The sequence below is a fragment of the Clostridium sp. AWRP genome, from assembly GCF_004006395.2.
Classification (GTDB): Bacteria; Bacillota; Clostridia; order Clostridiales; family Clostridiaceae; genus Clostridium_B.
The window spans coordinates 2205215-2219597 of record NZ_CP029758.2 but is presented as its reverse complement, the minus strand read 5'-3'; the positions used below and the strand labels follow the sequence as shown (position 1 = coordinate 2219597).

The window sequence follows — 14383 nt, the reverse complement described above, 5'->3', positions numbered from 1 at the left end:
GTTCCAAAGAGGATCTATAATAGTGTTACGTTTTGGAATCATGTTCCAGTGTGGAACAGTAAATATTATATTTCTTAATTTTTCTATAAAGAGTGTTTCTACCTATCCCCATAGCCTTGGCAGCTAAAGTGACATTTCCCTTAAACTTTTTTATTACATTTTCTATATGTGATTTTTCTAAACTCTCAAGGTTCATATTAAACATAAAATCTTCATCATAGTATATATAACTGCCTTTCCTTTTATGTTCTTTATATAAACTATCTGTCTTAACAACACTCTCATCTATATGCTCAATATTTATAAAAAACTCAATAACATTTTCTAATTCTCTTATGTTTCCAGGCCAATTATATTGTACTAATTTATTCATTTGGTCATCAGTAATTTCTACTTTTCTTTTATTTAATTTTCTACTTATTCTATTCATATAATAATCAACCAATAGATAAATATCGTCTTTTCTATTCCTTAAAGAAGGAAGATGAATAGGAAGAACATTTAATCTATAAAACAAATCTCTTCTAAAATTTCCATTTTCAACTTCCTCCTTCAGATTTTTATTTGTAGCTGCAATTATTCTAACATTTATGGGTATTTGCTTGTATCCTCCAATTCTTACAACTACTTCTTCTTCTATAACTCTTAATAGCTTTACTTGCATTTCAACAGGCATTTCACCTATTTCATCTAAAAAAATAGTTCCACCGCTTGCCATTTCAAATTTACCTGGGTTTCCTCCCTTTTTAGCTCCTGTAAAAGCACCCTCCTCATATCCAAAAAGTTCAGACTCTATAAGTTTTTCCGGAATTGCACCACAATTAACAGCCATAAAAACATTTTCTTTTCTATCACTGTAATTGTGTATAGCCTGAGCAAAAATTTCTTTTCCTGTACCACTTTCTCCTGTTATTAATACAGTAGACTTACTATTAGCTATCTTTTTAGAATACTTTATTATCTTTAAAAAGTTTTTATTTTTCCCTATTATTTTGTCAAAAGTATATATTGCTCTACCTTTTAGCCGCTTTTCTTCTAATTTTCTTTCCTTTTTTATTTCTTTAAAAACAACTATGATTATCTTGTCATCTATTTTTTCTGTGTATAATACATATATACTTAAATTTAACTTAAGTATATTGTTAATAGATTTTACGGTAGTTTCTATATCCTCTTGAATATTTGTATTATGTATATTATCTATTATATTACTCCAATTATCTAACATATCTTCCATATTCATATTCATTATAAATTGGAGGCTATATCCAGTAATTTCTAGTAAAGTAGTATTCACAAATTTAATTTCTCCATAAATGTTACAAACCATAACGCCTTCAGGTATGGATTCAAGAAATCCTTCAAAGCTTTGTTTACTACTATTGAGATTTATCATAACAACTGAATTTCATCTCCTGACCTTATCCAACCAAAATTTAATACTCTTATGATAGATCTTATTAAATTTGATCTGTATGTTTACTATACACGTATAATTATATTTCTATACATATAATTAATTCTATAAGCATATACTTACATTTAGTGTATATTAAATTAATTATTTTTTAACATTAGTTAAAGTGGAAGGAGATTTCTTATGCTAAAATTACGAAAAAATTTACATTTTAAAACATTATTGATTATATTGTTTTGTATTACTCTATTATTTACTATGAACGCATGTTTAAATCAAAACCAAACTCAAACTCAAACTCAAAATAAAAGTATAGTATTAGCAACTACAACAAGTACCCAAGATTCAGGACTTTTAGATTATTTGCTTCCAAAATTTGAAAAAGATACAGGAATTAAAGTTAAGGTACTTGCCAAAGGAACTGGTGAAGCTATGGAAGTAGCTAAACGTGGAGATGCAGATGCATTACTCGTACATGCAAAAGAGCAGGAATTACAATTTGTTAAAGAAGGATATGGAACTGAAAGGCTTGAAGTAATGTATAATGATTTTGTAATCGTAGGACCAAAAGATGATCCTGCAAAACTTAAGGAAAGAGCTCCAAAAGATGCAGTAGCTGCATTCAAACTAATTAGCAGTAGTAACTCTCCCTTTATATCAAGAGGAGATAAATCAGGTACTAATACAAAAGAAAACAATATATGGAAAGAAGCAGGAATAACTCCTAGTGGTACATGGTATATTTCAGCAGGAAAAGGAATGGGTGCAGTACTTCAGATGGCAGATGAAAAAAAAGCTTATACCTTAACAGATAGGGCTACATACCTATCTATGAAAGATAAATTAAATTTAACCATTGTTACTGAAAAGTCAAGTAACCTATTAAATCAATATTCATTAATAAGGTTAAATCCAGAGAAAAACAAAATTAAAACTGACGAGTCAAATGAATTTATCAAATGGATGCTCTCTAGCAAAGGTCAAAAGCTCATAGGTGAATACGGAAAGGATAAGTATGGCACATCATTATTTGTGCCTAATGCAAAAAAATAGGTGATTAAATGAGCTATTTGAGAGAAGTTATAGAAATAACATTATTATCCTTATTTGTTTCAATTACGTCTACATTAATGGCCTCAGCAGTAGGTATGACTCTAGCCATACCTACTGCTTTAAAGAACTTTAGACTAAAAAAATACATTTTAAGATTGTTTGAAACTCTTATGAGTATTCCACCAGTATTAATGGGTTTAATTGTATATCTTCTTCTTTCTAGGAAAGGACCTTTAGGTGCTTTTAAACTGCTATTTACGCCTACTGCAATGATTATCGCCCAAAGTTTGCTTGTATTTCCAATAATATTTGGGCTTACTGTTTCAACAATAAGCATCCGTGGAATAGAAATAAGGAAAAATTGCATCGCTCTAGGTGCAGAAAATAGGGATACTTTAATTTTAATCATAAAAGAATGTAAAGCTCAACTTTTATCTATAATAGCAGCTGGTTTTGGAAGAGCAATTTCTGAAGTTGGTGCAGTTATGATGGTAGGCGGAAATATAAAAGGTGAGACAAGAGTTATGACTACTTATATAGCTTTAGAAACAGGCCAAGGTAACTTTAATGAAGCTGTAACAATAGGTTGTATATTACTTATTGTTTCTTTTATGGTTAACTTTATTTTACATAAACTCAGTAAATCAAACAAGTAATCCAAAAAGTTTTTGACAATACTAATAAAAGTAGGTGAATTTATGAATATTAGAGTACTAAACAGTAGTAAAGAATTCAATGGAAAAGAAGTCCTCCATATAGATGAATTAGATTTTAAAGAAGGATATACTTACGTACTGATGGGCTTAAATGGTAGTGGTAAAAGTACTCTTTTGCAATGCATTTCAGGACTTGATACATTCACTAGGGGAAAAGTAAGTTATGATAACTATAATTCTATTAATTTTGTAAAAAAAGATATATCAGTCATGCTTCAAAAACCATACTTATTTAATTGTTCAGTGATTGAAAATATAACAATGGGATTAAAGTTTAGAAAATTTAGTAAAGAAATAATTGAAAAAAGAATAAATACTTATTTAAAACACCTGGTAGTAGATGATTTACTGCATAAAAATGCTAGAGAACTATCAGGAGGAGAACAAGAAAAAGTGGCACTACTTAGGACAGCTATTTTAGAAACTAAGGTGACTTTTTTGGATGAACCTACTGCTAGTATGGATATTGAAAATATTTTAAAATCTGAAAAGCTTATAAAAACTATGTCTCAAGAAAAAAGAACTGCTATTTTAGTTACCCACGATTTATTGCAGGCTGAAAGGATAGCAGATTACATTATATTCATGGACAAAGGCAAAGTCATTGAGCAGGGTGAAAAGTATGAAGTTCTCAATTTTCCAAAACACAAGCTATTAAAGCAAATTTTTAAAAACAATAATATAAAAGACACATGAGGCTGTGAAAAAAACAGGTGCCAAGTCAATAGCACCTCCCCTAAAATCTACAACAGCCTCTCTTTCCTCTCTGCATAAAAAATTTATATCTCTATTTTATATTTTTTTATCTTGCTGTACAAAGTATTTCTCCTTATACCAAGTGCTGCTGCTGAATGGGTTATATTCCCCTTAAACTTCTTCAATACTTTAATTACATGTTCTTTTTCCATATAATCTAACTTTAAACACTCATCACTGATATCCACAAGTACCTCATTATCACAGTCTTCTTCCGTAAAATAACCTGCTGGTATAGATCCTGTATTTACAATTAATTCAACCAAATTTTCCAATTCTCTTATATTCCCGGGCCAGTTATAGTTAATCATTTTCTTCAAGTACTCTCCTAATATAACCGGCTCTTTTTTATTTAATTTTTGTGAAATATTCTTAACAAAATATTGAATGAGAAGGGGTATATCCTTTTTTCTTTCTCTAAGTGGAAGTAAGTATAAAGGCAGCACATTTAATCTGTAATATAAGTCTTTTCTAAACCTTCCACATTTTACTTCTTTTTTTAAATCTCTGTTTGTGACAGCTATAATTCTTACATCTACAGGTATACACTTTGAGCTTCCAATTCTCGTTATTACCCCTTCCTGCACAACTCTTAGGAGCTTTGTCTGCATATCAAGGGGCATTTCTCCGATTTCATCCAGCATTATAGTTCCACCATCTGCCAATTCAAATTTTCCAAGGTTGCCTCCCTTTTTGGCTCCTGTAAAAGCTCCTTCTTCATATCCAAAAAGCTCTGACTCTATAAGTTGTTTAGGGATAGCACCACAATTTAAAGCTACAAATGGTCCATCTACCCTGATGCTGTAATTATGAATGGACTGTGCAAACACTTCTTTTCCCGTACCACTTTCCCCCATTATAAGTATAGTTGATTTACTATCTGAAATCTTTTTTGCATATTTTATTACTTTTGTAAAGTTTTCATCCTGACCCATTATTTTATCAAAAGTATAGTAAGCCTGGCCATTATTCTTTTTGCTTATCTTTTTAACTTTTTCAAAAACATAAACTATCTCAATATTATTACCATCATCGCAATTGTATATTGAACTAGTAGTTACTTGATACTGAATCTTATTTCTTAGTGCAACAATAATTGTTTCTTTTGAAGTACTTTCTCCTAAATATATAGGTGTTTTTATATTATTCCAGTTTTCTATAATATCTTCCATATTGTTTGTCTCTAATTTATTACCCCTTATGCCAAACATATCCTGTGCCTTTTTATTGCAAATTTTTATTTTACCATTTATATCCGAGGTTATTATAGCAACAGGGCTGGAATTAAATATATTTTTTATATGCTTGTAATTCATATCTTGAATCTTATTGTACTCTTCTACTTTAAGCATTTCTTCTATAGCATTTGACGCTGCTATAACCATACCAAGGGTATGGGAATGTACAAACTCAATATATCCAGTAAGATTCAATACACCTATAAGTTTTCCTTTATTATCTTTTATAGGTGCCGCAGAACACGTCCACCTATGATATGCATTAATAAAATGATCATCTCCAGAAATTTGAACTGGCAGCTTACTTTTTATAACTACACTCATAGCATTTGTTCCAATATTTTCTTCATTCATAAAAGCTCCCGGTATCATTTTTAAAGAAAAGGCTTCTTCGAGTATTTTTTCATCACCTAATGCATTTAATATGCATCCTTCTCCGTCTGTAAGTAATACAAAAAAATTAAATCCTTTTACAAAATTAATCAACTGCTCCATATAAGGTGCTGCAGTCAATATTAAATTTCTGTTAGCTGCAAATCTTTTCTGTAATTCAATATCGTCTATTATTTTTTTACTAAATACCTGATGTGAATCAATATTAAAATTTTTACATCTTCTATGTGAAAGTTCTACATCGGGCTTAGATACAACTACGTTGCCTGATTTGCAAATAGCTACATTCATTATAATTCCTCCAATCATAACAACAGTTTTAAATTTATTTTTTCCATTGAAAGATTGCCTTTTAACTTTTATAAGTTTTGCCACAATTACTTATTGCTATCTCTTCAAGAGTTTATGCAAATATGATAATATCTATTTAGAATGGTACTTCTATATGGAACAGTAAATATTATATTTCTTGATTTTTCTATAAAGAGTATTTCTGCCTATACCCATAGCCTTGGCAGCTAAAGTAACATTTCCATTAAACTTTCTTATTACATTTTCTATATGTGTTTTTTCTAAATTTTCAAGGTTCATATTAAACATAAAATCTTCATCATAATATATATAACTATTTTCCACTTTACGTTCTTTAAATAAGCCTTCTGATTGAATAACATTTTCATCTACATGTTCAATATTTATAAAAAATTCAATAACATTTTCTAGTTCTCTTATGTTTCCAGGCCATTCATACTGTACTAACTTATCCATTTGATCACTAGTAATTTTTATTTTTCTTTTATTTAATTTCTTACTTATTCTATTCATATAATAATCAACTAATAAACAAATATCGTCTTTTCTATCCCTTAAAGGGGGGAGTGGAACAGGAAGAACATTTAATCTATAAAATAAATCTCTTCTGAAATTTTTATTTTCAACTTCTTCTTTTAAATTTTTATTTGTAGCTGCAATTATTCTAACATTTATGGGTATTTGCTTGTACCCTCCAACTCTTACAATCAGTCCCTCTTCTATAACTCTTAATAACTTTACCTGCATGTCAACAGGCATTTCCCCTATTTCATCTAAAAATATAGTCCCACCATTTGCCATTTCAAACTTACCTAAATTTCCTCCCTTTTTAGCTCCTGTAAAAGCACCTTCCTCATATCCAAAAAGTTCTGATTCTATAAGTTTTTCCGGAATTGCGCCACAATTAACAGCCATAAAAACTTTCTCTTTTCTATCACTGTAATTGTGTATAGCCTGAGCAAAAATTTCTTTTCCTGTACCACTTTCTCCTGTTATTAATATAGTAGACTTACTATTAGATATCTTTTTTGAATACTCTATTATATTTAAAAAGTTCTTATTTCTCCCTATTATTTTGTCAAAAGTATATATAGCCTTGCCTTTTAATCGCCTTTCTTCTAATTTTCTTTTCTTTTTTATTTCTTTAAAAACAACTATAATTATCCTGTCATCCATTTTTTTTGTGTATAATGGATATATATTTAAGTTTAATTTAAGTACATTCTTAATAGATTTTATGCTAGTTTCTACATTCTGTTGAATGCTTATATTATGTATATTACTTATTATATTATTCCAGTTATCTACCATATCTTGAATATTCATATCCATTATGCACTCTTGACTATATCCTGTAATTTGTAGTAAAGCACTATTTACAAATTTAATTTTTCCATAAATGTTACAAATCATAATGCCTTCATGTATAGATTCAATGAATCCTTCAAAGCTTTGCTTATTACTATTGAAGTTTATCATAACAACTAAATTTCATCTCCCAAACTTATCCAACCACAACTTAATACTCTTGCAAATATATAATCAAATAATCTAACTTCTATTCTCAAATTCACACCTTCCTATTAAAAAACAGACTTCATATATAGAGAGAGCCTATCTTCTTTAATACATGAAGTCTAATTTCTAGTTTATGGAATCAGACTAAAATTTACCTATATATTCATCTAACCCTAGTTTTTTTAATGTTTCTTCTGTAGGTATACCCTCTTTACTCCATCCTCGTACTGAGTAATATTCTGGAAGAAGAACATCTAGCCTATGAACACTTCCTTTTGATGGACCATCTGGAATAGGAGTTTCTAAAAGTCTCTTTGGTAATGTATCTTGATCACTGCCTATTCCAGCTGCAAGATTAAACATTTTTTCAAGAGTCCAGATTCTATCTCCTGCCTCTAATAGTGAATCTGCATCATAAGTAGCTCCTCCTACTACTGCATTATACATATCTACATAATCCTGTATTCCAAGTCCAAATGTAGTGAATATACACAATCCTAAAGAATCAATTACAGCAGTTAAATCATGAAATAATTTGGCATAGGCTGCTTTACCATCTAATGCAAATCTATCAAGTTTTTCAGGATAGCCTAATATTTCAGGGTTAATCATATATCCCTTAATATGACAGCCTCCTCTAGGGTTAACTGCATAAGTAATACCGTGTCCCTGTATTGCCCTTGGATCATATGCTGGAATTTCTTGTTTTTTAACTGTCATAGAATACTCAGGTACTCCATAACCTTCACAAAGTCTATAGGAGCCATTTGTCATCTTTGCTCCAAAGCCTTCACTATATACCATTTTCTTTATCCAGCCAATCATGGATTCCGTATCACCCCACTTGAGTGATAAATTATCTCCAGCTATTTCCTCATCTTTTACATATCCTCTTTGATAAAGTTCCATAGCTGCAGCAATTGTTGCACCACAAGTAATAGTATCAATACCATATTCATTACATAACATATTAGCTTCATTTATAGCATCTAAATCATACGAATCGCAGTCAGAGCCAAAACACCATATTGTTTCATACTCTGGTCCTCCACATTCTGTTCCGTCCTTTAATTTAACCCATCTTCCACAACCTATAGGACAGCTGTAGCAAGGATTTTTTCTTACTAGTTGATTAGCAGTCAAAGTTTCTCCACTTATCTTATCTGCTTGATCAGTATAAGATTCTTGAAAGTTTTTTACAGGATGAACTCCATTTTCGTTTATTATATTAACTAGTATGGCTGTACCATAAGTTGGCATTCCCTGACCAGCTACTGGATCATTTTTTAATGTTGTAATTTTTTCTATAGATACTTTTTTTACTTTTTCTTTATCAGCTAAAGCTACTTTTCCAGTTCCTTTAACTACAATAGCTTTTAAGTTTTTAGATCCCATAACTGCACCAACACCGCCTCTTGCTGCAGTTCTATCTACATCATTCATAACTGCTGCCATAAGGGACAATCTTTCACCAGCAGGTCCTATACATAATACTTTTGATCTATTCTCAGTTATCTTTTCTAACTCTTTTGTAGTTTCTGATGTAACTTTTCCCCAAAGCTGTGATGCATCTTTAATTTCTACCTTATCATCTACTATTTCAATATAAACTGGTGAATCAGCTTTATCCTCTACTATTATCATATCCCAGCCAGCTTTTTTCAAGTCTACTCCCCATTTTCCACCCGAGTTTGAAATTGCTATAGTTCCTGTAAGCGGTGCTTTAGTAACTACCATAAACCTTCCACTAGTTGGAACTGGAGCTCCAGTTAACGGACCTGTTACAATTATAAATTTATTTTCTGGTGATAATGCATCTATTTTAGGATCTATTTCATCAAATAAAGTTTTAACACCTAGTCCTCTACAGCCTATGAACTTTTTAGCTTTATCCAAATCTAAATCTTCTGACTTGCAAGTTCTTTCCTTTAAATTTATTCTCAGCACTTTACCATCGTAACCATACATTGAAATTCCTCCTAGTATAAATATATTTACTTCACAAAGTTTATAAAGCATACATTGTGCCAAATATGGTTACAAAAAAACACTCAATAATCAAAAACACATACAATGCGTTGATTATCAAGTGAATTCATAGTAAATAATTTAGCAACATTTTTTATTTTATAATAAAATGCTCAAATAATAAGCAATATATTTCTCTACACTACTAATAATAATAAATATGTTGCTTATTATTGCCAAAGTGCTCAAAAAAAATACAATATTACTGTTTTTCTTTTAGAAAAACGTTCAAATAATGGACAACAATATTTTTATTTTTTAAAAACGTTCCAATATGGATCAATTTTTTGTGAACTTTGTTTATAAAAAATAGGCATGCGCCAAAAGCACATACCTATTTTATTAGTATTTACAATGATCTTCTTCTCAAACACGGAAAGCACATCATTTTCATAACATACTCATTGGTCTTATCTCCATAGACTTAGCGTTAGGATCAAAAACTTAAAGTCCTATAATATACTTGATTGTACAATTTTATACCAGTGGAACTATATCATACTCAGTTGAAAGAAGATCTATAAAAACCATCTTTTTTCTTAAAAGTTCTCCTCTACCTAAAAGAATCTTTATTACTTCACTTACTTGAATTGAAGCTGCTAAAGCTGGTGTAAACGATGGATTACCCATTTCCTTTTCAATTCCTTTGGCTGTTCGTTTATCTACATTATAAATCTTATTTAAAGTATCATCTCCTGGGAATATAGTAGTAACTTGAGCATACCATCCTGCTATAGCTCCATAAACCATTGGTATATTAAGTTTTTTACAGCTGCGTTGAAGTAACAATCTTGCTGGTATGCTGTCAAGAGCATCTACTACTACATCGTGATTACTTAAAATACTGCAGGCAGTATCTTCTGTAAGCATTTTTTCTAATGCTTTTATCTCTATTAGTGGATTTACTTTTTCCATTCTAGCCTTTGCTTCCTGTGCTTTGCTAAAACCTATAGTGTCTGTACTTGAAAGTATTTGCCTATTTAAATTAGATTCCTCAAATACATCTCCATCTACTGCAGTAATACTTCCTATTCCTATTCTTCCAAGCATTTCAATAACATAACCACCAATTCCTCCACAGCCTACAACACAAACTTTAAATTTCTTCAAATTATTATTTTCTTCTTTTGACAGAGTTTTCATATTTCTAACATAACGTTCCAACTTTAACCGCCTCCTACTGGTGGGAATAACGATAAGACATCTTTGTCATTAAGTTTCGTATTTGCTTTACCATCCCTACCGTTTATAAGTAAAATAGCCACTTCTTCTTCACTAATATTTATTTTTTCTAATATATCAGAAGGTGTTACAGGCTCGTCAAATTCTAAAAACAATTTTTTATCTCTATCTTTTCTAAAGTAAGCAAATAATCTAACTTCTATTTTCAAGTTTTCACCTCCTTTATCACATTAAATATATTTATCTTAAAGCATAAATTATGCCAAGCATATTTATAAAAAGACTTATTTACCGTTACAATCAGTTCTTATTACTTTCCCCATATTTGGATATTCATATCCTCCAAGTCTATCTAATTCTTTTAAGAACGTGTCACTCTTCATAACATCAATTAATTCTCTAATTGTTTTCATTTTTAAATATTCCTCTGGTACTGCAAAATCATATTCTTCATTACATACTGGAATAAAATCAAGTCCCATCATTTTTGCTGCTGAATATATTCCAAGACCACAGTCTACATCTCCACTAGCCACTGCTGCTGCTACAGACAGGTGGGTAAATTCTTCTCTTTCATATCCATTAATATCATTTGGTGAAATACCTAACTTTTTTAAATAATAATCCAGTAATAACCTTGTTCCTGCTCCCCTTTGTCTATTTACAAACCGTATACCTTTTTTCGATATGTCTGAAATTTCCTTAAGTCCCAGTGGATTTCCTTTTTGAACCATAAGACCTTGAACTCTATTTACTACTTTTACTAAAGCTATATTTTTATCTTTTAAGTATTTATTAATATAAGAAATATTATATTCTCCGCTTTCCATATCCAATAGATGAATAGGTGCAATATGAGTTTCCTTATTTTTTAATGCCATTATTCCACCCATACTTCCCACATGGGCTGATGACAAATAATAATCAGGATTTTTCACATGAAGTAAGTCAGAAAGTACATCTAATATAGGATCATGGCTTCCTATACAGACAATTGTATTTTTAATTTCATCTATATCTTTCATAAGACTTATTTCAACTTTAGTTCCCGCCTCAATACCTTCTACATTTTGAGGAACTTCTAGTATTCCATCTGCCCTTACCAGTGACATGGTAGCTCCTGCTCCCCTTGAAAGTGGTGTGGCAATAAGCTTTTCTCCTACATATCCAAGTTTGATTCTTACAAATTCCAAATACTTTAAAGAAGACATTATCCTTCTTGATAAAATGGCCTCTACTATCTGCTCTTTTTCATGTTTCATTCCCTGGTATTCTTCTATTATTTTTTTAAGAACTTTATCCATTATGAAATAGGCTGAAACTGGATATCCAGGAATTCCAAGAACCGGTTTATTTTTAACTTCTCCCATAATAACAGGTTTCCCCGGTTTTATAGATACCCCATGCACATAAACTTCTCCCAAATCAGATATAATATCACTTGTATAATCTTCTCTTCCTGCAGAAGATCCTGCATTTATTACAACTATATCACATTCCAAAGCAGCCTTTTCTAAAGTTTCTTTTAATACGTTATAATCATCTTTTACTATTTCATATCTCCTTGGTATTCCCCCATATTCAGTTACCTGTGCACTAAACACCCTTGAATTAAAATCAATTATATCTCCAACTTTAAGATCTGTTCCTGGCTCAACTAATTCAGTACCTGTTGGAATAATACCTACTAATGGCTTTTTATAAACTTCAATAGTATTTACCCCTCCGGCTAACATGGCGCCTATATCTACTGGCCTTACAACATGACCGGAAGGTACAATAAGCTGGCTTTCAACTATGTCTTCACCTAATGGCCTTATGTGCTGCCAAGGTGCTGCACTCTTATATATTTTAATTTTATCTTCATCCACTTTTACTATGTCTTCTATCATTACTACGCAGTCATACTCTTTAGGAATTGGATCTCCTGTATCCACTACTAAATAATCCTTGCCTTCTTCTAGTATAATAGGTTTTTTTTCAGAAGCTCCTATAGTACTTGAACTTTGAAGTGTAATACCGTCCATAGCAGAACAATTATAAAATGGAGAGGATATTTTTGAATAAACTGCTTCTGAAGTAACCCTTCCAAGGGATTCATCTGTACTTACTGATTCCTTATTTAAAAAAGAAGATTTTATGTTATCAAAATACTTTTTTAGTGCTTCTTTTAACTCATAATTTGATAGATATACTTTTTGTGTCATAAAAATCACCCCTAAAATTTATTAACATATACTTTTTGATTTTCAGAAATTCCTTCTACATTTTTATCAATTTTTATATAACCCCACGCCTTCGTAAATCCACTTATAGTTGCTGATTTAGTCAAAACAGGTGCAGCTTTATATTCGCCTTTTATATTATCTATAATAACTGGGAGATATTCTTCTCTACCTTTAGCTTTATGATAATTTGTACTGAATTTGCAAGGAATAGGATATTCTGTTTCCTGTAAGTTCATCATTGTATGTAAAACATATCTAACTAATATTCTGTAAACTACAGCACAAGAAAGCGGATGACCCGGAAGTCCAAATATAGGTTTATCTTCTACTTTACCAAGTATAGTAGGCTTACCTGGTTTTACGGATATCCCATGAAAAAGTATTCCTGGATTTCCAAGCTCCTCAATAACCCTTGCAGTTTCATCTTTCTTTCCTACAGAACTGCCGCCAGATACAAGTACCATATCACATTCTTCTAAAGCCTTTTTAACAGCTTCATATAATGCTTTATAGCTATCTTTAATTACTCCATACAATATAGGTTCTCCACCATCTTCAATAACTGAAGAATAAATAAGATATGAATTAATATCTCTAATTTCACCAGGACGCGGCTGTTTTTCAGGTGCAACAATTTCATCCCCTGTAGAAATTATCCCAACTTTCGGCTTACAAAATACAGGTATTTGGGTGATTCCTAAATTTGACATCATACCTACGCTGTAAGGTGAAAAAAATGTTCCTCTTTTAAGCACAGTTTCACCTAATTCCACATCCTCATCCTCATTTAATACATTTTCGCCAAATGAAATCGTTTTATTAGCAAGTACAGTTACTTCATCCATTTTGTCAGTATATTCGATCATAATAACGCTATCAGCTCCCTTGGGAAGCATTCCTCCAGTAGGTATATAAATACATTCTCCTGGAAATTCTAGAGATTCAGCAGGCATTTGGCCCATTTTAACTTCTCCTTTTAAATTAAGCATAGAAGGCATGCTCTCACTAGCACCCTGAAGATCTTTAAATTTAACCGCATATCCATCTACCATAGATCTTTTAAAGCCTGGAATATTTGAAGATGATATAATATCCCTAGATAATATTCTGCCATTACATTCTTTAATATCTACTAATTCCGACCCTAAATTTAATTGAAATTTAGAATCTATAATACGTTTTGCTTCTTCTATAGATACTACATTATAAAGATTCATAATAACCTCCTTAAAGATTTGTTGGTAAATATTTAATTTTAATACAATTAAATATTTATATCATTATACATCAATTATTTTAATTTTATATAATTTCATCTAAAATAGATATAGTAATATTACCTTTATTATATATCTACATTAATCATAGTAATCTCATTTAATTTATTACAATAAATGAATTTTATAACAAGACCATATTAAAATATACTGTAATAAAAGTTAATAGAGCTTTAAATACTATAAAATGTAAGATTCATGAAACCATTTTCACTTAGATTATTTTATGATATAATACTTACACAGATAGTTTCTACTAAAATTC

The 14383-nt window shown here is 30.6% G+C and carries 11 protein-coding genes and 1 riboswitch; of the genes, 3 read left to right on the top strand and 8 right to left on the bottom strand.

Annotated features, from left to right (window positions below; translation table 11 throughout):
* Positions 1 to 25 precede the first annotated feature (25 nt).
* Positions 26 to 1396, bottom strand: coding sequence for a sigma 54-interacting transcriptional regulator (locus DMR38_RS10315; protein ID WP_127721243.1), 1371 nt, complete (start codon positions 1394 to 1396; stop codon positions 26 to 28).
* Between the two features lie 204 nt (positions 1397 to 1600).
* Here DMR38_RS10315 and DMR38_RS10310 point away from each other — a divergent pair, with 204 nt between their 5' ends.
* The 3 genes from DMR38_RS10310 to DMR38_RS10300 are packed head-to-tail and all read left to right on the top strand — an operon-like array spanning position 1601 to position 3882.
* On the top strand, positions 1601 to 2470 hold the full coding sequence (locus DMR38_RS10310) for a substrate-binding domain-containing protein (RefSeq protein ID WP_127721242.1): 870 nt from the start codon (positions 1601 to 1603) through the stop codon (positions 2468 to 2470).
* A gap of 8 nt (positions 2471 to 2478) precedes the next feature.
* Positions 2479 to 3126 (top strand): ABC transporter permease, encoded by a 648-nt coding sequence (locus DMR38_RS10305; protein WP_127721241.1) that lies wholly within the window; start codon positions 2479 to 2481, stop codon positions 3124 to 3126.
* 42 nt (positions 3127 to 3168) lie between these two features.
* Positions 3169 to 3882 carry an ATP-binding cassette domain-containing protein gene (locus DMR38_RS10300; protein ID WP_127721240.1) on the top strand — a complete coding sequence of 238 codons (714 nt, stop codon included), beginning with the start codon at positions 3169 to 3171 and terminating at the stop codon, positions 3880 to 3882.
* Between the two features lie 83 nt (positions 3883 to 3965).
* On the opposite strand, the gene DMR38_RS10295 is transcribed toward DMR38_RS10300, so the two are convergent.
* The 7 genes from DMR38_RS10295 to DMR38_RS10265 form a co-directional block, all read right to left on the bottom strand.
* On the bottom strand, positions 3966 to 5864 hold the full coding sequence (locus DMR38_RS10295; protein WP_127724014.1) for a sigma 54-interacting transcriptional regulator: 1899 nt from the start codon (positions 5862 to 5864) through the stop codon (positions 3966 to 3968).
* Between the two features lie 150 nt (positions 5865 to 6014).
* A complete protein-coding gene (locus DMR38_RS10290) occupies positions 6015 to 7364 on the bottom strand; it encodes a sigma 54-interacting transcriptional regulator (protein WP_127721239.1) in 1350 nt (449 codons plus the stop codon).
* Between the two features lie 183 nt (positions 7365 to 7547).
* Positions 7548 to 9371 (bottom strand): aldehyde ferredoxin oxidoreductase family protein, encoded by a 1824-nt coding sequence (locus tag DMR38_RS10285; RefSeq protein ID WP_127721238.1) that lies wholly within the window; start codon positions 9369 to 9371, stop codon positions 7548 to 7550.
* 403 nt (positions 9372 to 9774) lie between these two features.
* Positions 9775 to 9893: riboswitch (molybdenum cofactor riboswitch) on the bottom strand.
* A gap of 15 nt (positions 9894 to 9908) precedes the next feature.
* Positions 9909 to 10595: a HesA/MoeB/ThiF family protein gene (locus tag DMR38_RS10280; RefSeq protein WP_127721237.1), complete on the bottom strand. Its 687-nt coding sequence runs from the start codon at positions 10593 to 10595 to the stop codon at positions 9909 to 9911.
* Positions 10596 to 10597: 2 nt separating this feature from the next.
* Positions 10598 to 10822, bottom strand: a complete 225-nt coding sequence (locus tag DMR38_RS10275) for a MoaD/ThiS family protein (protein WP_127721236.1) — start codon at positions 10820 to 10822, stop codon at positions 10598 to 10600.
* Between the two features lie 75 nt (positions 10823 to 10897).
* Positions 10898 to 12820, bottom strand: a complete 1923-nt coding sequence (locus DMR38_RS10270) for a molybdopterin biosynthesis protein (protein WP_127721235.1) — start codon at positions 12818 to 12820, stop codon at positions 10898 to 10900.
* An 11-nt stretch (positions 12821 to 12831) separates the two neighbouring features.
* Positions 12832 to 14058: a molybdopterin molybdotransferase MoeA gene (locus tag DMR38_RS10265; protein WP_127721234.1), complete on the bottom strand. Its 1227-nt coding sequence runs from the start codon at positions 14056 to 14058 to the stop codon at positions 12832 to 12834.
* Positions 14059 to 14383 lie beyond the last annotated feature (325 nt).